Genomic DNA, 25,212 nt, shown 5'->3' on the forward strand with positions numbered 1-25,212 from the left:
CTAAAGATGTCTAGTCGCAAATTTAGGTTTTATTTTTTCATTATCTCGTTTTTCAAGATAAAAAATGTTTGAATAATTGTCTAGTTGTCCTGTCAGTGCGTTGGCTAAAAATGGCTCTTTTGGTTTTTTGGGTCGGCTTTTGTGTTGGGCAAAATCAAATGTGCCATTTGTGGGTTGGCTGTCTTTTTACACTGACCGATAACGGTTCTCGGCTTTGCGAAGTGGCGGAGTTTTAGCACAAAAGTTTATACGATGCACAAATGTTGAATACTGCACAAAAGTTTCTACGAAGCACTTCAGCCGCCATATTGCCAAACCGATGTTAGTGGCTGGTGTTCTTCTTTTAATCGTCAAAATCTTTCTTTTGAGTCTCCTAAGTTCCAAATATTACCTTCAAGTTCATACTCCCCAAAAATTCGTTTTGCATCTTCAACAGTCCATTTTGTCCATTCTGGATTTAGATGATTACCATACCACTTTTTTGAAAAAGCCCAAATTTTCCCAATGGGTTGAATGTCGCCTTTGGGAATATTGTGTCGTTCTGTCCAACTATCTATTTGTTCTTCATTTTCAAACACCAACATATTGCTACAAGTGTAAATTACATTGTCCCAAGCACTTTTCATTGGTATTGGAAAGTGAATAAAATAATTCTTTTCTTGAATTTGTCCGTTTACAATATTGATTTCAACTTGTTTTGTTTCTGCTCCGATTGTTGTTGTTATTTTTACGTCTTCGTTAAGAAGTGCAGCAACTCCCAAAGAACACCAAGCACAATTTCCCCACCATTGTCCTTTTTTTGTTTGTACATAAAAATTTGTTGGGGCTAATGAAAATGGATGAATAACCCAAACTTTTGGTTCATTTGGGTGTAACACTACTCCGTGATAGTCTTGCAGTTCATACAGTCCATTTATTACTTGTTCTTTGTCGGCTTGCAAAGTGTTAGCAAGGTCGTCAACGGTCGGTGCGAAACCTTTGTCAATGATACCTTTGATTATATGATAATGAAGATTTGAATTTGTTACCATTTTTTCGCGTTGTTTGTCTTTCTTACACTTGCCACTAACGGTTTGCAGCTTGGCGAAGTGGCGGAAATCGAAGGACAAATGTTCAAATTTAGCACAATATTCAGTAGAATTCCAAATGTTCAATTTAGCACTGAACCCGCCATTTTGCCAAACTGCTGTTATGCACAGTGCCTTTTCGCTCGATTTACGCAAACAATTCAATTTGTCCACTTTCTATTGGTGTCATTTCGTTTATGAAGTCGCACCACAAGTCCAAAGTCAAGTTGAAATTGTATGTTTCGTTTATATAATTTAGTTCTCTTTGTAATTCTAATTTGTCAATCGTTTGAGCCAATTTCAAAATGTCAATACGCATTAAAACGTCTTTTGTAAAAGTTCGTTTTGCGTCTGCAAAAGTTATGGATTGCAGAAACTGCATTGTCGTTTCAGAGTTTAAAAGTATCAACGAATAAACCGCAAATTCCAATTTATCAAAACCCAACATATAGCAAGTGTCGTCAAGCATTACAGGCTTTTCGTTTTGCGGAAGAACAAGCGTAAAATGAAAGGTTTTGTAAAGTCCCGAAATTGCAACTTTGTATGGTTTGAACGAATAGTCGCCCACACCAAAAATAGAAAATGGCGGTTTGTTGTTGTAAATACTTGATTTTCTTGAACTAAAAATGTCCTGATGCTCAATTAAATACTTGTAAGTTTTCGGAAAGTCATGTTTGATATAATTGGTTTCTTGTCCAACTTTTTTCTGTGTTATAATCGTGTATTTTCTCGTTTCGTTTACGACAGTATTTTTTAAGTCAGAACTTTTTAAAATACCATAGACCAAATTATTTTCTAATTTTATTTCTTCTTTCAGCCCGTTTACAAAATGTCCGTTCACTTTGTCTAATTCCATAATGGAAGAACAATCGTGTTTAATACCTTGTCGCCACTCAAACGGACATTTTCCGTCAATTTGTTCAGCGTTGGTATAAGTGTCAAGATTGGAAACAAACTTTTTGGACAGCCAACCGAAATTCAATTTTGCATTTGCGTTGTTGTAAATATCGAACTCTGCACAATCGAATGTCGGTTTTGAATTTAGCTTACAATAAAACAATGCAGCTTCAACCGAAACATTAAACTCTTTTTTGCTGTCAATACAATGTTTTTCTATGTCAGAAATGGTATATTTTTTTACGAATTGGTCGAAAACAATATTTTTAATTACTGTATTTTTTACTAATAAAGCAATGTTGCCTTTTTGATGTTGAAAGGTTTCAATCATCATCAAAGTAATATATTCTGCAATGTCGAAATTACCTTTTCCTGTCATTGCATCTAATCCGTTGTGGTTTTTGAAGTTTGTTTTTTTGGGAAGGTTAGACGAATTTAAACTACCCAATTTTGAATTAGTAACCCAAGGCGGATTGCCGATAATTAAAATTTCTTTTGTGCTGTTTTCTTTGGCAATAGCTTTAAAGTCAAAATCAAAAACGCTACTGTGAATGATTGAAATTTCGGGCTTATTTTCTGTCGGATTGCTCAAATAAAAATCAATGACATTGAATTTGCTTTCCCAAACGTAAGGTTTGTAAATTTCAATACCGAAAACTTTCTTTATGTCTATGAACTGTCGCAAAGAAGCAACAATAAAATTGCCTTTTCCGCAAGTTGGTTCAATAACAATTTTAGGCGAAATACTTTTTGCTGTCAGATGAAAAGTGACTTTGTTTGCCAACTCTGTATTAGTTTGGAAATCGCCATATTCGGCTCTGTCGGGTTCTGAAACGATATTTTGAGAAATAGAAATTGTTTCTTTAAGTATTTGCAAATCTTCCGCATTATCAAAAAAATGTATGAAGCCGAAGGCTTCATACATTTTTTGATTAGCCTTTTCAATAGACACAACATTTTTCAGACTATCGTTCAAATAATCTGAAACCTGATGAGTAATATTTGCTTCAAATACTTTCATTACTGAGGTTTGTTGTAGCTTACAATTTTTTCAATTCCCGAAATGTCGTCTGTTAAGGCAACAATTCTTTGATATTGCAATCGCCATTGCAAAGCATTGGAAATTGTCAAGTAACCTTGTTCGGGTGGTGTCTGTAAAATCTGTTCGGCAACTTTCGCCAAAGTAATTTCGTCCGCAGGAATGTTTTTGTCTTGCAGATAAGCAATAATGTCTGCTTCATTTGCTCCGTCTTTTACCATTTCACGCAAACGGAAAGTTGTCGTGTAATCGGCTGTCCGTTCTTTGTGAACGAAAGAACAACTTACGAAATTTAAAATTGCTGTTTGGGTTGCAGTGTCGTCTGTTTTGTCGTAAACAAATACAAGAAGATTGTAACCCAATCCGAAAATCTTTTGTTTAGCATCTTTGAAAGGACAAGAAGACTGTGGTTGCTTAATTGAAGTTACTTTTATGTCTGTCTGAATGTCGTCAGATGGCAAGTCTATTCCTTTGGCAGAAGAACCTACCAAAACTTCGTATTTCTCGTTTAGATGTGATTGAAACTTGTGTTCAATAAGTGTTCCTACTGCTTTTCCGTCTGTCACGCCATAAAGTTCGCTGTGTTGAATTTTTGATTGTTCAACACAGAATATTTGAGCTTCGTCTATCAGCTTTTCTATTGTTAATTTCTCTTTTTGTCCCATTTTGCAAAGTTACAATTTTTATTTGGGTCAGGTTTAGTTTGTCACTTGTTTTCTGTCTGTCCGTTGATGTTGGTACGGTCGCTGGTGGCATTGTGCATAACGTCTGCGGCTTTGCGTCTGTTGCTGCTGCCGACACTGACCAAAACAAAACTACAACTTTTCTTTGGAAAATATAATTGTAATCACCAGATTATTGTCCACGAAGAACAAAATAGCAATCGCAAGCCCAGCAATAGCGCAAAATCGTTGTTGTGCGTTCGTACCTATTTTTTCAATTACGTCATTCCTTTTTTAATAATTTTTCTAATTCCGATTTAGCTTCTTCATTATTTGAGTCCATTTTTAAGGCTTTTTGATATACCCAAATAGCTTCTTCTTTTTTACCAGCATTTAATAATGCCCAAGCATACCAATTATGAGTAATTACGCTATTTGGGAACAGCATAATATTTATTTTCAATGCTTCAATGGCTAAATCCAAATTATTTTTGATTTCTGTTCTATCCATTAATTCACCAGCTAAATTATTTATTGAATTATCTCTAAATTTAGAATAGGTAATTGTATCTTCTAAACATTTTTGCAAATAAACAAATGCTTCGTTAGTCCCTTTGCCTACTAAAAGACGCATATAATTTATTGCTTGGGCTCGTGAAGATTTATATTGAGTTGGTTTTTTATTATTAATTATTTCTAAAAGATTTTCTCCAGTTGAGTAAGTTCGTGAGCTATGTGTGTTATCTAATAAAATAACTGTTTGTTTTTGACTTGAGTTAGTAAAAAAGAAACTTAATGAGCCAGGAACACCACCTGTATGACCTACTATTTTACCATTAGTGGTGTCGGGCAATATAAACCATCCAAGCCCGAAATAAGAATCAGTCATTCCACCATCTACCTTAATTACATTCCCATCATTCAATACTGTCGGTTTAAGAATCTCATCAACTGTTTCTGTTTTTAATAATTTATTGTTAAAAAAAGCATATTGAAATTTGTCTAAATCAATGGAAGTGGATAATACTCCGTCCGCTCCATAAATTCCTTGAGTTAGTTTAAAAAAAACATTTGTGTCAACCCTATTAAATTTTCCTTTAAAAAAGTTATCTTCTTCATAAGAATGAATTTTTGAATAATCATTCCCATGGAAGTAAGTTTCTGACATACCTGCTTTTTGGAAAATGTTTTTCTTTACATATTCTGAAAATTTTGTACCAGTAACTTTTTCTACAACTAGTGCTAATATACAATAGGCCGTATTGGAATATTCCCATTTAGTGCCTGGCTCGCGCAACAGCTCTCTATTTTTAAGATTATCTAAAATATATTCATTATTTAAGTTTGAAATTATTTTTTCACTCCTAATGATTTCGTCAAATATATAAGGAAGCCCAGCAGTATGTGTAAGTAAATGTTTTATAGTAATGTTATTGTAAGGAAAAGTTGGAAGAAACTTTTGAACAGGGTCTGTTACTTTTATCTTTCCTCTTTCTTCCAGTTGCATAATTGCGGTTGACGTAAAAAGTTTAGCAATGGATGCTATGTTAAAAGTAGAGTTTACCGTATGTCGTTTTTGGTTTTCAATATCAGAAAACCCATATGATTTCTGAAGGATTATGCTTCCTTTATCTCTTACCAAGATGTTCCCATTAAGTGCTTTTTCATTATACAATGAATCAGTAAATGACTCCATTTTTGCCTTTACAGATTGAGCTCTTAAAACAGTAAACGCAGATAAAAAAATTAGCATTAAATAAAAATGTTTATTTCTCATATTTTTAATTTGTTTAAAAGTTTCACGAAGATGTGATGCGGTATGACGCACAACGTGTCGCGGCTTGGCGATGGCAGGGTTTAAAAGCACCACACTTCAAACAAGCACAAATGTAAATAAAAAGCACTTCACTACAAATTAGCACCTCAGCCCCGCTTTTCGCCAAGCCAATGTTGGCTGAATTTGTTATTCTTTCGGTGCGTAATTATCCCAATACTCTCTCGGTGTCAAAATTCTTGTGTATTCAAACTCTGTCATTGTGAAGTCAAGAGTGTTCCCTGTTGTCAAATAGTCCGCTGCACTTACTGCTGCTAATTCCAAAAACTTGTTGTCGCTTGTGTCTGTCAAAACTTCAATTTTTCTGTCTGTTTGGTAGAAAGTAGCAATTTCTTGCAGTCTATTCAACACAACTTCGGCTTTGGTTTTGAAATTAGCGAATTTTGAGAACTTCTCTCTGTTCAACACTTCTACATACTCAGATAATACTTCTTCCGAAAGACAAATCTCTACTTTTTCAGTTAGTACCAATTCGTACAAAATCTTGCTCGGAATAGAACTTGAAATGAGTGCAGAAACGATAACATTTGTATCAAGAATGAGTTTTTGCATCTCTTACGGCTTTGATTTCAGCGTTGATTTCGTCCATTGTCATTTTGGAAAGTCCAACCTTCTCGGCTATTTCATTGCATTCCAACAATGCTTTGCGTGCATATTCACGACTAATCACTTCTACCAAATCGGTAAATTTGATTTCGCCACTTCCCAAGTTGTACTTTTTGAAGTCGGTTTCGCTTACTTTTATCTGGACTGTCCGCATATCCTTATTTGTTTGAGTTTCGGTTTTCTACAATTTCAGCCAACGGTCTAGTATAAGCGTAGTGCGGGATTTCGGAGCAATTCCCTGTCCGCCTGCCGCAAAGTTTCTTAGGAGCAAAAAGCTTAATTTTAGCTGTTCAGCCCGCATTACGCTTATACAATGTTGGGGCATCGTGCTTTTATTCTTCATTCTGATGTTTCTCAAAGTAAAGTTCTGGTAATAAAATTTTCACCTCGTGTTCTGCTCCTTCTTTCAACCAGTAAACGATGAAGTTTACTTTCACACTTTTCAGTATATAATTCTTCTCTTTTAAGCTCTCAATTTGTCTCAAAAAGTGCTGTGAAAACTTCAAAACTGATTGTCCGTGCGAGTTCAAACATTCATCACCGTTCAAAGTCAATACATCCCCACTCATGAGTTGAGAAATTAAATGTTGCCTATTTACGAAGTAGTCAAGCCAAACATCTTTGTAGGTTAAATGCATTGCCAACTCTTTTGGTGATAGGTAAATTTCAATATCCTCAATTCGTTCTAAATTTTCTGCGGAAAGATTGTCAAGAAAGTTTGAGTTAAGATGCACTGTTAAGTTTTGTTTTGCTCTTGTCATGGCAACATACAACTGTCTCTTGGCCTCGTCCGTTGCAGGATTAAAATTTTCAAGCATCAGGAAAACATTGTCAAACTCTTTACCCTTTGCTTTATGAATGGTTGAAACGAAAATTGTTTCACCATTCTCATTGAAAAAATCTTCAAGTTTGGATTCGCGAATAAAGACTTCCAAATCAGATTTGTATTTCTTCTTTGGATTGGTCGCTTCAAAATCCTTAATGATGTTCGTACATACTTCCAACTTTGTGCTGTTGCGAAACTTATTTATCAATTCTCGTTTAGCATTTGCCCAAACATCATCACTGATTATGAAAACATCGCCAGCCAAATTCAGTTGACTAAAAAAGAATCTGACTTCCGAAAGATTATACAAACTGAAACCATCATTTGTCTGAATCAACCTCGCTTGCATTTCGTTTTTCAAAAGCAGCCCTGTGATTTGAAGTGCTTCTTCATTTGTCTTAGTTAGCACACATATAGTTCCAGTAAGCCCGGTTGTGAGAATGTCATGAACAAGCGGTGTAATGAGATTGCCACTTTGATAACGAACCAATTTTATTCTTCCGTTGTCGGTTTGTTTGGCAATAATTGGAATATCTTTTAAACGATGATGGATTTTTGTTACATACTGATTTGTGAATTCTACAAGATTGCTTTTGCTTCTGTAGTTCTCAACTAACTCATGCTTGGCTGCGCTGTTCACCTGAATAAACTGTTCAAGATATTTTGAACTTGCTCCTCTAAACTCATAAATATTCTGGTCGTCATCACCAACTGCAATTACTCGCATTTCTTCGTTCTGTTCCATCAAGGCATTTATTAAGTTGAACTCATCTTCATCCATGTCCTGTGCTTCATCAATCACCAAAACGGTTTTTGTAATTCGACTTGGCTCAACTTCTCTACTCTTGATTTTATCAATCGTTTTTTTCAAAATTGCATCTGACTTTTCCAAGCTGCCAACCTTTCCCAATAAGTCAAAGCAATAGGAATGAAAGGTTTTTATTTCGATATAATTTGCTGCATTGCCAATTAGTTTAAGCAAACGCTTTTTGAATTCTGTTGCTGCCGCTCTTGAAAAAGTCACCATAAGCAACTGCTCATGTTTTACATCTTCCATCAAAAGCAATGAAGCAAGTTTGTGAACCAACACTCTTGTCTTTCCGCTTCCAGGACCAGCAGCTACAACAATGTGTTTTGTTTCATTATCATTTATGATTTTCAATTGCGTTGGCGAAAGTTCTCCGAAAAGCTGTCTGAACTTGGCTGGTGTTAAGTTGCGTTTGATTTCATTCTGACGGCTACCTTTGAAATATTTATTGAGAAACGATTGATAGTTGAGTTGAAAATAATCTTCTACAAATTGTAAAGCATCTTTGTAGTCGCTTATCATTTTCTTGGCATACTCACCAACAATATGAATTTGCTGAACCTTGTTTTCGTAAAACTGATTCAGCTTTTGATAATCTTCAGCTTTATAGCGTTTTTTGTTGTCCTGCTCAACTCGTTCAATAGTAAGTCGGTTATAAACAACAAGAAACCCACCTTCAATTTTGATTGCTTCAATCCTTGAAAGATAAAAGAGGGTATCCTCAATATCATCGATACCAATTTCAAGCTTGAAAAGACTTTGGTGGTTTTCATAAGCTGCTTTTAATTCATGAACTGAAAACTCAACTAATACTTCTTCTTTTTCAACTTCATCTTCGTTTACATTCAAATTACTTTTCTCATGAAGAAATTCTATAATGAACTTTGCCAACTCGTGCCGCTTCTCTAATTTCTCTTTCAGCAAAGCCCTCGGATGAAGTGAAATAGCGGCAATATGGTTCTTTGAGTATTGAAGGTTTTGTCGCTTAATCCAATTCTTGATTGCCCAAAAATTGATGACAGTTTTAATCTTATTTGGAGATACATCATCACAACCTTTCTGTTCGGCTTCCTCATTCAATTCTTTGACGTGAAATGTTTTTTCCTGTTCCTCAAAAACCGATAAAAGAAAATTTTCAATTTTGCCGAATGATTCAACGATATTGAGAGAGCGATTTTTGTTTTCACCCTTCTTGATAAAGGCAGTCAAATCTTTTGCATCAGCCAGAATCTTTTCCTCACGAAGAAGATTGACAATGTTTATCACTTCTTCTTTCACAATTCCCAGATGATCGCTGATGTAATCAATTCTTGATTCAGCAGGATCTTCACTTGACTGCTTTCTGCTTTTGCTTGAAAAAAGTTTCTTGATGATGCGGATACCTTTTTCTTTCTGCTTTTCCTCAAACCTTTCCGAAGCGTTGATTTTGTCAATAGCTTCTTGTGCATTCTTTGAGAGGATACTGTTGGCGAAAATTCTAGGCATATTTTGCCCTCTCTTTAAATACCCAGCATCTTCTAAGGCTGCAATGGCTGTTGTTACTCTGGTTTCAATTTCAACCACATTATCGTCCCAGCCTGCTTTACGTGCAATTTCTAAAGCAGAGTTTGAAACTTTTAATCGGAATCTAGTAATGTCTTTTATCGCTTTCCAGATTTGCTGAATCTCTTTGATTGAAAGTTTCGTTTGATTCAATAGAATGAAATGTTTACTTAAGTCTTCTTCGTTAAACAATACGAAGCAATCAGCAACAATATTTTCATCTCTGCCGGCTCTTCCTGCTTCCTGAATGTAGTTCTCAAGTGAATCCGAAATTTCATAATGAATCACCATACCTACGTCTTTTTTATCAACTCCCATTCCGAAAGCAGAGGTTGCTACCATAATTTGGGTTTCACCGCTGATAAATGAATCTTGATTTTCGGACTTCTCTTGCTTGTCCATCTTTCCATGGTAGGGTTTGGCATTAAAACCATCCTTGGTTAATCGTTCAGCAAGCAGATAGGCCTTTCTGGTTCTTGAAACATAAATGATAGTCGGACAATTCTTTTCCTCAATCAAATCTCTTGCTGCCTGATATTTTTCTTCCTCGTCACCCTTTTCAAAAACTTTGTATTGAAGATTTGTCCTTGATGCCTTGGATGTATATAGCTCAAGGTCAAGAGAAAGCTTTTCTTTGAAGTACTCCCGAATATCTTCTATTACTTTCTGTTTTGCAGTCGCGGTAAAACACGAAACAGGAATTCCATCCTCAAGATTTTTCTTCTCCTGAAGTTGTTTAATGAAATCACCAATATATAGGTAGTCAACTCTAAAATCTTGACCCCATGATGAAAAACAGTGTGCCTCGTCAATAACAAAACGGACAATCTTTCTACCTAAAATCAATCGCTCAATTGTCTTTGAACGAAGCGATTCAGGTGAGATGTAAAGAATAGTTGCTGAACCATCTTCTACTCGTTCAAAAGATTTGGCTCTTTCAATCGGGTCAAGTAATCCATTTATGGTTACCGCTTCTGTAATCCCTATTTTTTCAAGATTGTCAACTTGATCTTTCATCAGCGATTGCAAGGGGGAAATCACAACCGTCAAGCCTTTGGCAGCTTCACCACTCATTAATGCAGGAACTTGAAAGGTAATTGACTTTCCGCCACCAGTCGGAAAAACCGCAAGCATTGATTTGTTGTCAACTGCTGCCTTAACTGCTTTTTCTTGGAGTGGCTCGCCTCCGTAAGTTCTAAACGAATCAAAACCAAAAAACCTTTTCAACCCTTTATGAATATCTAAGGCGTTGTTGCAATACTCACAACCAGTAACACAAGGTTGGTTACGTAAGCGAAACATGATTCTTTCAACTTCGGGATAATTTTTCAGTACCCAAGGCGGTGTGATTGAATGAATTTTTTTATGTTCAATGAAAGAGCTTACGAGCGATAAGCAATAGGCAAGTTCAATTGGGTGCTCTGAAATTATTTTGGAAAGGTCAACTTGTTTGCAAATTTCATTTTCAAACTTTTGGTGAATCAGTTTTTTCAGGTCTATGGTCTCAGTTGTGTATGCTATGAAACGGAAAAAAGAGTGGAACTCCCTTTTGTCATTCAGTAGTAAATAGAAAATTTGCCTAAGCGTTTCGTCAGTCTGTTTGAACGCTGCAACTTCATCATTGAACAAATCTTTTGCCTTGATGGAATCATTTAATGGATTGTTTATGTCTTCCGATTGTAGTTTGTCGTCTTTTAATAAAGCATGATAAGGCTTTGTCGGAAATAGTAGGGGAGAAAGAAACAAAGTATCAATTATGTTTGCTGAATTTATCCCTGCATCAGTGAGTGCTTTGCCAATATACTTTATATCGTGATTAAAAATGTTGTGTCCGCAGATGAAGCGTGTTCCATTTAGAAACTGGATGAAGTCAGCAACCGAAGTTTTATGAAAAGAACTTCCATCACCTTTGACGCTTCCAATGTCAAGAATCTTTCGGCTCTTTGGTTCAATCTCGGTATCAATGAATGCAATTGACTTCACGCTAAGTTTTTCAGATTCTATTTGTTATCATTTTTAATGTTTCCACTGTCTTTTTTCGCATGTGCCCCAACGGTTGAGGCTATATGCAGTAAGGGATTGCGGGTTACATTTCTTTCCACTTACACCGAAGTTTGAGCGTGGCAGAATGCTAGATTTACCACTGAAACCCTTATTGCATATAGCCTTTGTTAGCGGTTCGTTGTTTTTTATTCTATTCATTATTTGGTAATTCAAATGGTTTATCGAAAAGAATATTTTCCATAGCGATGATTATTTGTTGTTCTATTTCTAAGTTTTTGGGTTGATTACATAAAGAAACAATTGAATATCCCTCGTCTAAATAAATTGAATTGTAAGTAGAGTAGCCGGGCCAGCTTCCACCGTGATATACAATTTTTCCTAATTTTGCATCATCATTGATTATCCAACCCATTCCGTATTCAACTTTTTCGTTGTTTAGAATTTGAGTGTTTGAAAGCATTATGTCAACTAAATTTCTGTCGAGGATACTTTTATTTAAAATTTCATTATTCCATTTCAACAAGTCTGATATTGTAGAATTTATTGTTCCGTCACCTTGAATTCCGTCTAAATAAAATACATCATTGAAATCAGAGATATTGTCTGGTAACTCAAAAATATTTTTTGCTTCGTTGTACACAATTCCATACGCGTAATTATTGATTTTCTTCGGTTTCAACCGTCTATTATACACAAATGAATTTTGCATAGTAATCGGTTTGAAAATATTTTCATCAATAAATTCAGCGAATGAAGTTCCGCTTATGATTTCAATCAATGATGCTAACAATACATAACCTGTATTTGAGTACTCCCACTTTTCATTTGGCGAAAAATGAATTTTTGGATTTACTTTTACAATTAAATCTAAAACATCTTTGTTGCAAGCTATTTTATTTTTATCCCAATTTTCATCTAATAATTGAAAATAATCAGGAAGTCCTGAAGTATGATTTAGCAGATTTCTTGTTGTAATATTTTCGTAAGGAAAATTAGGAATGAATACTCTAATATCATTGTCAATATTTTCTCGGGCAGTTTTGAAAGCAAAGAGTGCTGCATATGCCGTAAATTGTTTAGAAACGGAAGCTAACTCAAAAATTGTATTAGAGTTGATTAAGTTGTTCTGCTTACTGTTATTGGTAAAACCAAAAGAACCTTGATAAATAACTTCTTCGTTCAGTGCTACCAAAAGGTTTCCATTGAATAAATTGTTATGTCTTATGTGTTTGTCAAGTCTTTCAAAATTTGCTTTCATCTATTTAATGATGGGGGTTCTACAATGACCGCTAACGTACGAGAGTTGACGACGTTGCGGCGGCCTCATCGCCGCAATGTGCCGAAGGCCGAGCACCGCGCGGAGCCCCGCGAGCACGGAGCGGAGCGTCAACTCTCAGTTATGCGACGTTGGTTCTGCATATTATTTATGTGTATATCTACATTTAGGAAAGTTTGAGCATCCATAGAAATTACCAAATCTTCCTTTTCTTGTTACAAGTTTTCCTCCACATCTTGGACAAAATCCAGAGTTTATACTTGTTTCTATTTTCTTCAGATTTTGTTTAACTTTACTAGCATGATATCTATTATCATGGTTATGTTTGTGATTAATTTCAACAAGCAATTCATAAATTTCTTTTAGTTCTGGCTCTGTTATTGTTCTATTCTTATATGATTTAATCTTACTTATTAAATCGTGATAATGTACTACATTTGATGGCACTTCTGTCTTGATTTTTGCAGCAGATGAAAATACAACAATAGGTATGTATATAATTTTGGAAAACTTAATTAAAAAGTGTTTTAAGACATTAATATGACCGTTATTTTGCTTTATTGGATTATAGAACTTGTTTCTCATTTTATAATGTATTTGAGTCCAATAATCATTATTTTCGCCAGCAAAAATCCAACCGGAATAATTTTTCGTTTCAATAACAAAGAGACCGTACGGAGAAATTATTAAATGGTCAATTTGACAGGACCTTCCATTGATTTCTGTCATAAAATTATTAATTACTTTATATCGTGAATTATCCAAAGATAATAAAAGGATATCGGTTTTTAATTCACCTGTGAATCCTTTAATTTTTGATTTTATGAATCTTGATAATAATCCCATAAATATTTTCCATTATCTTAAGTAAGAAATTGCAAGAAAAAAATCAATATATTACGAATCAAGAACCAATGTCGCATAACGTTTTACGGCTTGGCGTTGTGGCGGTAAATTTAGCACAAAAGTTTAATAGTAGCACTAACGTTGAATACAGTACAAATGTTCAATAGTAGCACTTCACCCGCCATAACGCCAAACCGATGTTGGCAGCTGTGGTTTTTTCCGTCCGTTCGTATTTGTCTGTCGGGTTTGGTGTGTCGGCAGATTTAATTTTTTGCGAAGCGTGGAAAGATTTTTTTGTTTTTCTGTCGTGCGTTGGAAAAAGCAAGCTCTTTTGCAAACTTTGGCTTGTGTGTCGCCTTGTGCGGTTTGCAAATGTGCTTGCTTTTAGCGTTGGCTTGTCAAAACTTCATTCGTTGTATTCTTACTGCGTTTAAGATTGCCAATAATGCTACACCTACATCGGCAAAAACGGCTTCCCACATTGTAGCCAATCCACCTGCACCAAGTACCAACACAATAGCTTTTACACCGAATGCCAATGTGATATTTTGCCAAACAATTTTCTTTGTCTGTTTACCGATATTGATTGCCATAGGTATTTTACTTGGTTTGTCGTCTTGTATTACCACATCTGCCGTTTCAATAGTGGCATCGCTTCCCAAACCACCCATTGCAATACCTACATCGCTTAATGCCACAACAGGTGCATCATTTACACCGTCTCCGACAAAGGCAACGGTTTCATTTTTGGCTTTGATTTCTTTTACTTTGCTTACTTTGTCTTCGGGTAGCAAGTCGCCAAAAGCGTTTGCAATTCCTAATTGTTCCGCAACAAATTTCACAACCGAACTTTTGTCGCCACTCAACATTGTCGGTTTTACGTTGAGTGATTTTAGTTTGTCAATCGTGTTTTGTGAGTCTTGTTTTATGCTGTCGGCAACTGTGAGATAACCCACAAATTTGTTGTCGTAAGCAACGGCAATTATGGTGTAAACAATTTTACTTACATCAACATCGTGCTGAATGTTGAACTTGTTCATCAACTTAAAATTTCCTACTAATAATTGTTTTTCGTTTACTTCGGCTTTCAGTCCGTGTCCTGCAATTTCTTCGGTATTTTGTAATTTGATTTCATTGTTTGTTTTGCCGACATATTCGTGAATGGCGGTTGCTACGGGATGCGTACTCAATCGTTCCAAAGCGTCCACCATAAGTAACATTTCTTCTTTGTTGTAATCGGAATTAAAAACAACTTCCTGCACTTTGAAAACGCCTTCGGTCATTGTACCTGTTTTGTCCATTACTACATTTTGAACGGAAGCCAATACATCTAAAAAGGTACTTCCTTTTACCAAAATTCCGTTGCGACTTGCCGCACCAATACCACCAAAATAACCTAACGGAATAGAAATTACCAACGCACAAGGACACGAAATTACCAAGAAAATTAAGGCACGATACAACCAATCTGTAAACTGATAATCTGCCACGAAAAAGTAAGGAACAAAACAAATAGCAACTGCTAACGCAACAACGGCAGGTGTGTAGATTTTTGCAAACTTGCGAATAAATAATTCCGTAGGTGCTTTTTGAGAAGTGGCATTTTGCACCAATTCTAAAATTTTGCTCAACTTACTATCGGTGTATGCTGTTGTAACCTGTACTTGTGCAACTGTATTTAAGTTTATCATTCCTGCCAAAACAGTTTCGCCTTTGGCTTTGGTGTCGGGTTTGCTTTCGCCTGTGAGTGCTGCGGTGTTGAACGATGCTGTTTCTGATAACAACACTCCGTCTAATCCCAATTTTTCGCCCGATTTTAATTGAATAATGTCGCCAATGTTTACGATTTCTGCTTTTACGGTTTGCGGTTGATTGTTGCGTAAAACGGTTACTTCATCAGGTCGTTGGTCAAGCAACGATTTGATGTTTGCTTTTGCTCTTTTTACCGCCAATGTTTGAAACACTTCGCCAACGGCATAAAACAACATTACGGCAACACCTTCGGGAAATTCGCCAATGGCAAATGCTCCAACGGTTGCAATCGTCATCAATAAAAATTCCGAAAAAATTTCGCCTTTGGCAATGCTTTCAAATGCTTCTTTGATAACAGGAACACCAACAGGAATATAAGCCACCACATACCAAACTATCCTTACCCAATCGGTAAACCATTCGGGTTTTAGGAAATTGTCTAACGCAATTCCCGACAACAAAACAACCAATGAAATGATTGCAGGTAAAAACATTTTTATCGTGCTTTCATTTCCGCTTGAATGTTCGTGTCCGTCATCATCGCTGTGGTCGTGATTGTGATTTTCTTTTTCTTGTTTGGTGTAGATTAAATCTTTTGCACCTGCTTTGATGTAGATTTTATCTTCCAACGTGCAACAAGTCATTCTGCCTTGTGCATCATAAGTATGCTTGTGATTTTTGTCTGTATTTATCATCGCTTTTATTTTTTAATGTTCGTGTCCTCCTGTGTTAGATAATTTGGCATTGACAAAAAATGCTCCTTTAACTATAATTTGAGCATTGGCAGGAATATCCTGTACAAAAGTTATTGCGGTGTAGCCCATATTGGAAACGCCTTTTACAACTTCTATCTTTTCAAAATTGATGTTGCCGTTTTCTTCATCACTGTGTTTATGGTCTTCACTTTCGTGGTTGTGTTCTTCGCTTTCTTCTTCGTGATGTTCTTCCGCTTTTTTATCGGTAACAACAAAAATGTAGTCTTTACCGTCTGCGTTTACGATTGCTTCATTGGGTACGGCAGGTGTTAGGGCATTGTTCAAACTCACAATTCCTGTAATGTTCATTCCGTCAATCAAACCTGCTTTGTTTCCTGTAACGGTTGCGTGAACGGAAATTGTTTTGCTCTCGTTTTCAAATGACGAACCAATGCTGAAAACCTTTGCATCGTATTCATTTGCAGGATTATTGGTTAAAGTAAAATGAATGATTTGCCCGACTTTCAAAAGCGGTAAATCTTTTTCAAAAACCTGTAAATCCAAATGCAATGAACTGTTATCTACGATTTCGGCAACAGGCGAAGAAACATCTACATAACTGCCGATTTTTGCAAACAAATTGCTTATTGTTCCATTCAACGGACTTGCTACCACCAAAGCCGATTTCAAATTGTTGTTTGAAACCAAATTAGGATTGATGCCCATTAGTTGAATTTGCTGCTGCAACGATGCTTTTCGTGTATGCAATGCGTTTAATTCTGCTTGTGCATTTTGCAAGTTTTTCAAAGCTCCTGCGTTTCCTGCATTGAGTTCATTTTGACGTTGTACTTCCTGCTCGGCAAAAGTGATTTTACTGCCAATGGTCAAATATTCTTCCTGCAACTGTATAAACTGCGGATTGGCAATCGTAGCAATTACCTGTCCTTTCTTTACATAATCGCCAATTTGCACATTCAGCGTTTTGATAACTCCACCATACAAAGAAGTTGCATTTGCTTTGTTGTTGTTGGGAACTTTAAGCATACCATTTGCCTTTATAGTGGCTGTGAGTTCCTTGTTTTCTACTTTGCCCAACGTGATGCCTACGGCTTTTATCTGCTCTTGCGTAAGCGTTGCAATGGTTGGCGTTTCTTCTTCGTGTCCGTGTTCTTCCGTTGCCGTTTCTTTGGTTTCGGATTTATTTGAATTTCCGCAACTCGCTACGAAAAGGGAAAAACAAAAGATTGAAATTATTATTTTACTTTTCATTTTTACTTACTGATTGATAATTGAATAAATGTTGATTACCGATTGATTTACCTGCTGAATACTTTTTAAGTAATTCAACTGTATGTCTGTGGCGGTTTGCAAAGCAAAAAGGTATTCCACATAACTGATGTCGCCTGTGCGATAACCTAATTGAGCCGATGAAACAATCTCGTTTGCATTGGGTAATGCCTGTTGTTGATAATAGTTGAACGCTGCCAAATCTTGCTCGTATTGCTGTATGGCGTTTTTCAACTGCGTTTCCAACAAAATTTGCTCTTGTTGTACGTTGGCTTCTGTTGCTTGGCGTTGGTAGTCTAATGATTTTATCCTTGCTTTTGTAGCTCCGAAAGTCAAAGGAATGGCAATACCAATGTTTACATAACTGAAACGATTGCCCGAATTAAAAAACTGTTCCTGTCCGTTGATAGTTTGAAAACCGATTAACGATTGATTGGTGTAACCAATAGTAAAATCGGGCAAACCTTGTGCTTTTTCAACCTTTTTGGTTTTCTCTGCAATTAAAATTTCTTGGTGCAGATTTTTAATAATCGGGTGATTTGCAATAACCGAACTATCCAACAAAGTGCTTACCTGCAAGGGCTGAAATTCTGTGTCGGTACTTACTTCAAACGGTTCTTGTGTGTTCATCAACGCTTGTAAATTTTGATACGCATTTTGTAAATACACTTCGTTTTGTTTCAGCAACAAATTGATTTCGCCTTGCTTGGCTTGTGCCGTGCTGATTTCAACTTTTTTGGTGTCGCCCGTTTTGTAACGCAGTTCTGCCACTTTAATAAAATCGTTGTACAAACTATCTAAATGCAACAACTGTTTTTGATTGTGTTGCAAATACTGAATTTGATAGAAATAAGTACGCACTTGGTTTTTGAGTTCAAGCACCGTGATTTCACTTTGTAATTCCTTGCTTTTTACTTGTTCGTTTATCAGTTGTTTTTTAGCGACAAAAAGCGTTGGAAACGGAATTGTTTGTGCCACCTGAAAAGATTGGTCAAAATTTACGCTGTTGTATTGTCCTAACTGTGCGTTAAATTCCAATTTCGGTAATTCGCCTGATGTTCGTTTCAAACTTTGTGTTGATTGCAGTTCTAAATTTTTCGCTTTTACATTTCCGTTATTTTGCAAAGCAATGTTTATCGCCTCGTCAATTCCAATAACCTTTTTTGTTTGAGCATTGGCATTGAAACTAAAAACAGAAAGCAACAACACGATTACGGTTGTAACGGTTTTCATATTTCCTTTTTTCTTGAATTTTATTTTTGAATTAAAAATGATGTAGAGTAACGGCAACACAAACAGCGTTAAGAAAGTAGCCGTTATCAAACCGCCAATTACAACAGTTGCCAATGGTTTCTGCACTTCTGCACCTGCACCTGTGCTTAATGCCATAGGCAAAAAGCCCAAACTTGCAACGGTTGCCGTCATTAAAACAGGTCGCAATCTTTCTTTTGTGCCTTGTAAAACTCTTTGCAAAATGTCTGTAATTCCGTCTTTTTCTAATTGGTTGAAAGTGCCAATCAACACAATTCCATTGAGTACAGCCACACCAAACAGAGCAATAAAGCCTATACCCGCACTAATGCTGAAAGGCATATCACGCAACAGCAAAGCAAAAACGCCACCTATGGCACTCATTGGGATTGCGGTAAAAATCAGACTTGCCTGTTTGAGTGAACGGAATGTAAAGTACAGCAATGAAAAAATGAGTAACAGCGAAACAGGTACAGCAATCATCAGACGTTTACTTGCTTTCTGTAAATTCTCAAACTGTCCGCCATAAGTGAAATAATAACCTGTCGGCAATTTTACCTGCTCGTTCAATTTCTGCTGAATATCTTCTACCACACTTTGCACATCTCTACCCGATACATTGAAACCGATAACAATTCTGCGTTTGCTACTTTCACGGCTGATTTGCGAAGCACCTAATTTGTAACTGATAGTTGCCACTTGCGAAAGCGGAATTTGATTGCCTGTATTGGTAGGTATCATCAAATTACTTACATCGTCTATATCGGTTCTGTAAGTGCTGTCTAACCGAACAACCAAGTCAAAACGCCTTTCGTTTTCAAATACCTGCCCTGCGGTTTTTCCTGCAAAAGCCGTACTTAGTACATTGTTTACATCTTCTACATTGATGCCGTAATTGGCAAGCCGTGTTCTGTCGTATTCAACGTTAATTTGTGGCAATCCGCTAACTCGTTCCACTTGTGGCGAAGTTGCTCCGTTTACCGTTTGAATTACTTTACTAACCTTGTCTGCATACACGGCAAGGCTATCCAAATTTTCCCCGAAAATCTTAACCGCTACATCTTGCCGTATGCCTGTCATCAGTTCGTTGAAACGCATTTGAATTGGCTGATTTTTTTCAAAGAATACGCCCGGAATGACTTCTAATTTTTCCGAAATTTCATCGGCTAACTCGTCATAACTTTTGTATGTTTTCCATTCTTTTTGCGGTTTCAACACAATGATTAAATCGGTGGCTTCGGGTGGCATCGGGTCGGTTGGAACTTCTGCCGTACCTGTTTTACCGACAACCATTTTTACTTCGTCAAATTCTTTGATAATTCTTGATGCCTGCATTGATGTTTCAATACTTTGGCTCAATGAACTGCCCTGCGGTAAAATGCAATGAAAAGCAAAATCGCCCTCCTGTAACTGCGGTATAAATTCGCCACCTAAATTTTTGAAAACGAAAAGACTGATTGTAAAAAGTAAAAGAGTTGCTCCCACAATCGCAAACTTTGCTTTAACAGCTTTCTGCAAAAGCGGTTGGTAAATGCTTTGCAAAAAGTTCATCATCTTGTCGGAAATGGTTTGCTTGTGCGAAATGTTTTTTGAGAGAAACAAAGCACACATCATTGGAATATAGGTAAGCGACAAAATCAATGCTCCGAAAATGGCAAATCCTACGGTTTTAGCCATTGGCGTAAACATTTTGCCCTCAACACCAACCAATGTAAGAATAGGAATGTACACGATTAAAATAATGATTTCGCCAAACGCTGCACTGTTTCTGATTTTGGAAGCCGATAAAAAAACTTCATCGTCCATTTCTTGCTGTGTCAGCTTGTTCATTGATTTTCGCAAACCCAAATGGTGCAAAGTGGCTTCTACAATAATAACTGCACCGTCCACAATCAAACCGAAGTCAATAGCTCCCAAACTCATTAAGTTGGCACTTACTCCGAAAACATTCATCAATCCCAATGCAAAAAGCATTGACAACGGAATGGCAGAAGCCACAATTAAACCTGCTCGTAAATTCCCCAAAAACAACACCAATACGAAAATGACTATCAATGCACCCTCAATCAAATTCTTTTCTACCGTGCTGATTGCTCTGCCAACTAAATCTGTTCTGTCCAAATAAGGCTCAATCACAATATCATCAGGCAAAGATTTCTGAATGACAGGCAATTTTTCTTTGATACGTTTTACTACTTCATTGCTGTTTTCGCCTTTGAGCATCATAACGACACCACCAACGGCATCTACTTCGCCATTGTAGGTTAAAGCTCCGTAGCGAACCGCACTGCCAAAACGAACTTCGGCAACATCTTTTATAAAAATCGGAATACTGCCGTTAGTGTTTTTTACAGCTATGTTTTTTACATCTTCCAACGAAGTAACCAAACCAATACCCCGAATGAAGTAAGCATTTGGTTTCTTGTCAATGTACGCACCGCCTGTATTTTGATTGTTCTTTTCAAGAGCATTGAAAATATCGGTAACACTTACACCCATTGCCTTTAAGCGGTTGGGATTTACGGCTACTTCGTATTGTTTCAGTTCGCCACCAAAACTGTTTACTTCGGCTATGCCTTTTGTTCCATTGAGCTGTCGGGCAACAATCCAATCCTGCATAGTACGCAGGTCTTTTGCGTTGTATTTGCTTTCACTTCCTTTTTTCGGGTGCAAAATGTATTGATACACTTCACCCAAACCTGTGCTTACAGGTGCAAGTTCGGGTGTGCCGATGCCTTGCGGAATGTTCTGTTCGGCTTCTTTCAGTTTTTCATTGACAAGTTGTCGGGCAAAATAAATGTCCACATCATCGTCAAACACAACTGTAATAACAGAAAGCCCAAACCGTGAAATGCTTCGGGTTTCTTCCAAGTCGGGAAGATTGGCAATGCTTTGTTCAATGGGAAATGTAACCAACTGTTCCACTTCCTGCCCTGCAAGCGTAGGGCAAACGGTAATAATTTGCACCTGATTGTTGGTAATATCAGGCACGGCATCTATGGGTAATTTGGTAACGCTCCAACTTCCCCATAAGATGAGTAACAAGGTCATTATTCCAATGACTAACTTGTTTTTTATGCTAAATTTTATGATACTGTCTAACATTATTAAATCAGTTAAATGAATAAATGAAATGACTAATTGCGGTGCGTCAGCACCGTAATTATTTTGTTTTCCGCCTTAGCGGAATTTCAATAATTCATTAACTGATTTTTGGCGGTTGCCAAATGTTTCCGTAGAAGTTGGAAACGAAAGAGAACTCCCGATTTGGGAATGTGAGTTTTGAAACTACTACGAGTTTTGCAATTTTAATACTGAAAGGCGTGAACTTCGGGTTTGCTGAAACGCTGCAACAAGTACAAGTGCAAAACGGACTGCAAATATCGTTGGTGTCGTTCTTGTGGCTGTGAGATTGTGAGTTGTCCGAAAGTTCGGTGTTAGTCTTGCAGTCGTTATACGCATCGCTACACGGCATTATTGACAATGCCAAAATGTAAATGCTGAATATGACTGTAAAAAACTTCATTTGGTGGCAAAGTTAGTAAAATTCTGAAACGCTGTACTCAAAGCGTTGGAAAAAATTGGCTCTTTTGGTTTTGTGAAGCGTTGGCGTTGTGTGTCGGGCAAAACCAAATGTGCCACTTGTGCGGTGGCAGAAAAACAAAAAAATGTGCGTTGGGCAAAAACTAAATCTTTGTCTTGTGTCATTGTCTGCTCGTTTTTTCTGTCCGTTTGGTCTTGGTGGTGTCGTCCGTTACCATTGCTGCCAACGGAAAGCAACAGCCGCCGTGCCTTCCCGCTTTTTCGTGCGTTGGGATTTTGTGCGGTGGCAAAAAGCGGGAAGGCATGGTCGGTCTGTTGCATGTTATAGCCATTTTTATTTGTTTTTTTATTAATTCATTAAATTTTAAAGGCGTAATCATATAGATTTAATATAATTACATATTTTATTTATATAACTAACATAGTCATTGTGTATAACGCTATTGCTAAAACTACCATAATTACGTGTACTTTTTTCAATACGCAAATTTTGATAATTTCTGTAAAAATCATAATATTCATCTTTTGTACTAATTGCAAAATTTATTTCAGGTAATTTTACAACGTATAATAACGTTTTTGTAGGCGTATGTAAAAAATTATCAACATTATCCTCTGAGAGTATATTATATTTTTTTGAGTTATGTAATGAAAATTCTTCCCATTTATCCCATTGTCCACTACTTTTATAATAAGGCATTTTTTCTGGTATAACAAATATTTGAAAATAGGGTATATTATTGCTACGAATGTTCGCTGTCTCTCCTAACATATTTTCAAAATAATTATTAGAATTTTGAGAGTAATTTTGCATGACAAATTTAACCCCAATACCTGCAATTACTTTATTTTTTTGTAAAATAACGATATCTACATTTTTGTTTATATATCTTCCTTGTATTGAACCTTCTTTACCATCACCTATGTTTAGTGATTTTACAATATAATCTGTACCTATAATATTTATAATGTCTTTTGAAATAAAACTATGAAGTATTTTTAATTTTTCATTACTTCTTGAGCCTGTTTCAAGAAATGCTTTAAACGAATTTGTTAAAGCATTTAAAAAGTTGTTTTCGTTCATTTTTTTATTTTTTATAAGGTGGTAAAATATTACGTTGTTTAAACCCTTTTATTTTTTTTATGTGTTCAGTTACAAATGGGGTTCTAATGTCTTTAAAGTCTACTTCATATGTATCTCGTTGGAAAATAAAACTACCTCCATCATCTTTAATTCTTTTTGTGCCTGCCTTATATAATATACCAACCTTCCCCTGATAGACTAACTCTTTTTCAATGTAACCAATAAAAGAGGCGATGTAATGATTAAACTCTTCATGTATACTTATACAAAAATAGCAATCTGTAATTACCATATCTTTTTCCATTTGATATTTAGGCAAATTCAAAACATAATTCTCACGAAAATTATTGTTTTTTCTTCCCATTGATTTAATATCAAATGAAATTGCTTTATCTTTTACAGTTAATTTAAAATCCATACCATAATCTTGTCCATCTATTGCACCAAAGGCTCTTGTTGGTCTTGGAAGTTGATAAGCATCTGCAAAAACTATTTCACCCAATGAACCTGTAAACCTAAATTCACGTTGACGTTCTTTACCTTGTGGGTCATTTGCAAAAATATCGGTAACAGGGTGATTTAAAATAGAATAATCAACAATACTATTTGCATAATCAACTTGCTCTTCACTAACATCAATTTGGAAATAATACTCATTCATAATTAAAACATTTTATTGTTATTTTCAAAATGTACTTTGAAATTTTTGATTTGTTTACTTGTAATGGATTTATATCCTCCTGAAAAATCCTTTCCTGTAATTCGGATAAATTGATAAAATTCGTCAGAAGATAAAACGTTTTCGATTATTCTCCAATCTATAAAAGGTTGCTTTTTTGTTATAAATATGCCAGAATACATTAACACATCGGAACTTACTTTGTAATATTTAATCGCCCCGTTTATTAGTGTGCTTAGCACTATTTTTTCTTTATGCATAGACTGCACACCTTGACTTCTACCGTATTCATACCAAATTGCATTTTTATCTAAGTCTCTCGACATTAGTTCTTCTTTGTTTGATAATAAGTATTTAAAACAAAAAGGATAATCTTTTATCATTTCATTTTCAGAAATAACAATATATCTATTCCCTACTTTTTTATATGGAAATATGATTTTAATATTATCATCTTTTTCGCCTTTATATCTTGAACCCTTTATGCAAGTTTTTAAAATACTTTTCTCAATTAAATGTTCATTGAAATAAACTAAATCATTTTTATTTTCACAAGTTCGAATATTTCCAATATATATTTTATCTCTTAATGTAGCAAAACCATATTGGACATCAAATAATTCACTAATAAAAGTGTTTTTATCAGAATGTAATGTATTTAAAAAATTTTCACTTTCCTTATTTGTAAAAGACCAATCTCTCATATCTAATTCATTAAAATTAATATTATTAATGGTCTTGATTTTATTATTTATTAGTTCTTTATAACAAAATTCATCTTTGTAAGTACCTAATTCAAGTATAGTTATTGCAGTATATGTTGAAAAACCTTTAAATATTTTATTTGCTTTAAAATCTATTAATGTATGTATCCATTTTTTTATCTTTAAGAAATCACGAAACCTATTATATGAACTGTTATGCAAATAACTATTAGGTGTTATATAACCTATTTTGCCATTTGAATTTATCATATAAAAAGCCATCTCGAAAAAGGTTAAATAAATATCTATTGTACCATCTGAATATTCAAAATTTTCTTTTATTAAATCTCTTGTTGTACTATCTAAATTATGTATTCTTATATATGGTGGGTTGCCAACTATATAGTCAAATAAATTATGATATTTACTGTAAATAAATAATGTGTTTTCATTAAAGATATTCCATTTAATTTTTTCAATACCTAATAATTGATTAACTAAATTATTTAGATTGTCTATACATTTTTTATATTCTATTTCGTCTAATTCAATACCATAGATATACTTTTCTAAACCTTGTACTATTTCTTCTTTATATAAATTATTTCTTTTCCCTTCATTTATATAACGCTTTACAATTTCTTTCAGGAATGCTCCGTCTCCGCAAGCAGGCTCTAAAATATATCTTGTCAAAATTTCAACCTCATAATAATTTACTAAGTCTAATATTTCATTAACTACCCATTCTGGTGTAAATACTTGTCCTAATGTTTTATGTTTAGTCATATTTTTTCTTTTTTTATTGGCTAT

Annotated in this window: 16 protein-coding genes; all 16 read right to left on the reverse strand. The window is 35.5% G+C overall.

Annotated elements, in window-relative coordinates; genetic code table 11:
* Positions 1-350: 350 nt before the first annotated feature.
* Positions 351-1,223, reverse strand: coding sequence for an alkylmercury lyase family protein (locus JNN12_17135; protein ID MBL7980065.1), 873 nt, complete (start codon positions 1,221-1,223; stop codon positions 351-353).
* Positions 1,216-2,985, reverse strand: coding sequence for a hypothetical protein (locus JNN12_17140; protein ID MBL7980066.1), 1,770 nt, complete (start codon positions 2,983-2,985; stop codon positions 1,216-1,218). Before JNN12_17140 ends, JNN12_17135 begins: the two co-directional genes overlap by 8 nt.
* The gene (locus tag JNN12_17145) at positions 2,985-3,668 is read right to left on the reverse strand and encodes a hypothetical protein (GenBank protein MBL7980067.1); all 684 of its coding nucleotides are present in this window, start codon (positions 3,666-3,668) and stop codon (positions 2,985-2,987) included. The genes JNN12_17140 and JNN12_17145 overlap by 1 nt, the downstream gene beginning before the upstream one ends.
* A 280-nt stretch (positions 3,669-3,948) precedes the next feature.
* Positions 3,949-5,493: a beta-lactamase family protein gene (locus JNN12_17150; GenBank protein MBL7980068.1), complete on the reverse strand. Its 1,545-nt coding sequence runs from the start codon at positions 5,491-5,493 to the stop codon at positions 3,949-3,951.
* Positions 5,494-5,628: 135 nt separating this feature from the next.
* Positions 5,629-6,051: a putative toxin-antitoxin system toxin component, PIN family gene (locus JNN12_17155; GenBank protein ID MBL7980069.1), complete on the reverse strand. Its 423-nt coding sequence runs from the start codon at positions 6,049-6,051 to the stop codon at positions 5,629-5,631.
* Positions 6,032-6,259, reverse strand: coding sequence for a hypothetical protein (locus tag JNN12_17160; GenBank protein MBL7980070.1), 228 nt, complete (start codon positions 6,257-6,259; stop codon positions 6,032-6,034). The genes JNN12_17155 and JNN12_17160 overlap by 20 nt, the downstream gene beginning before the upstream one ends.
* A gap of 178 nt (positions 6,260-6,437) precedes the next feature.
* The gene (locus JNN12_17165) at positions 6,438-11,264 is read right to left on the reverse strand and encodes a RecQ family ATP-dependent DNA helicase (GenBank protein ID MBL7980071.1); all 4,827 of its coding nucleotides are present in this window, start codon (positions 11,262-11,264) and stop codon (positions 6,438-6,440) included.
* Positions 11,265-11,475: 211 nt separating this feature from the next.
* Positions 11,476-12,543 carry a beta-lactamase family protein gene (locus JNN12_17170; protein ID MBL7980072.1) on the reverse strand — a complete coding sequence of 356 codons (1,068 nt, stop codon included), beginning with the start codon at positions 12,541-12,543 and terminating at the stop codon, positions 11,476-11,478.
* A gap of 162 nt (positions 12,544-12,705) precedes the next feature.
* Positions 12,706-13,407 (reverse strand): NERD domain-containing protein, encoded by a 702-nt coding sequence (locus JNN12_17175; protein ID MBL7980073.1) that lies wholly within the window; start codon positions 13,405-13,407, stop codon positions 12,706-12,708.
* Between the two features lie 398 nt (positions 13,408-13,805).
* Positions 13,806-15,854 carry a cadmium-translocating P-type ATPase gene (cadA, locus tag JNN12_17180; GenBank protein ID MBL7980074.1) on the reverse strand — a complete coding sequence of 683 codons (2,049 nt, stop codon included), beginning with the start codon at positions 15,852-15,854 and terminating at the stop codon, positions 13,806-13,808.
* Positions 15,855-15,866: 12 nt separating this feature from the next.
* Positions 15,867-17,123: an efflux RND transporter periplasmic adaptor subunit gene (locus JNN12_17185; GenBank protein ID MBL7980075.1), complete on the reverse strand. Its 1,257-nt coding sequence runs from the start codon at positions 17,121-17,123 to the stop codon at positions 15,867-15,869.
* A gap of 6 nt (positions 17,124-17,129) precedes the next feature.
* Positions 17,130-21,497 (reverse strand): CusA/CzcA family heavy metal efflux RND transporter, encoded by a 4,368-nt coding sequence (locus tag JNN12_17190; GenBank protein MBL7980076.1) that lies wholly within the window; start codon positions 21,495-21,497, stop codon positions 17,130-17,132.
* A 417-nt stretch (positions 21,498-21,914) separates the two neighbouring features.
* Complete coding sequence (locus tag JNN12_17195) at positions 21,915-22,256, reverse strand: hypothetical protein (GenBank protein MBL7980077.1); 342 nt, start codon at positions 22,254-22,256, stop codon at positions 21,915-21,917.
* A gap of 55 nt (positions 22,257-22,311) precedes the next feature.
* Positions 22,312-23,019 (reverse strand): hypothetical protein, encoded by a 708-nt coding sequence (locus tag JNN12_17200; protein MBL7980078.1) that lies wholly within the window; start codon positions 23,017-23,019, stop codon positions 22,312-22,314.
* Between the two features lie 4 nt (positions 23,020-23,023).
* Positions 23,024-23,680: a hypothetical protein gene (locus JNN12_17205; GenBank protein ID MBL7980079.1), complete on the reverse strand. Its 657-nt coding sequence runs from the start codon at positions 23,678-23,680 to the stop codon at positions 23,024-23,026.
* A 2-nt stretch (positions 23,681-23,682) separates the two neighbouring features.
* On the reverse strand, positions 23,683-25,188 hold the full coding sequence (locus tag JNN12_17210; protein ID MBL7980080.1) for an Eco57I restriction-modification methylase domain-containing protein: 1,506 nt from the start codon (positions 25,186-25,188) through the stop codon (positions 23,683-23,685).
* Positions 25,189-25,212: the final 24 nt, after the last annotated feature.

It is taken from the genome of Bacteroidetes Order II. bacterium, from assembly GCA_016788705.1.
Taxonomy (GTDB): domain Bacteria; phylum Bacteroidota; class Rhodothermia; order Rhodothermales; family UBA2364; genus UBA2364.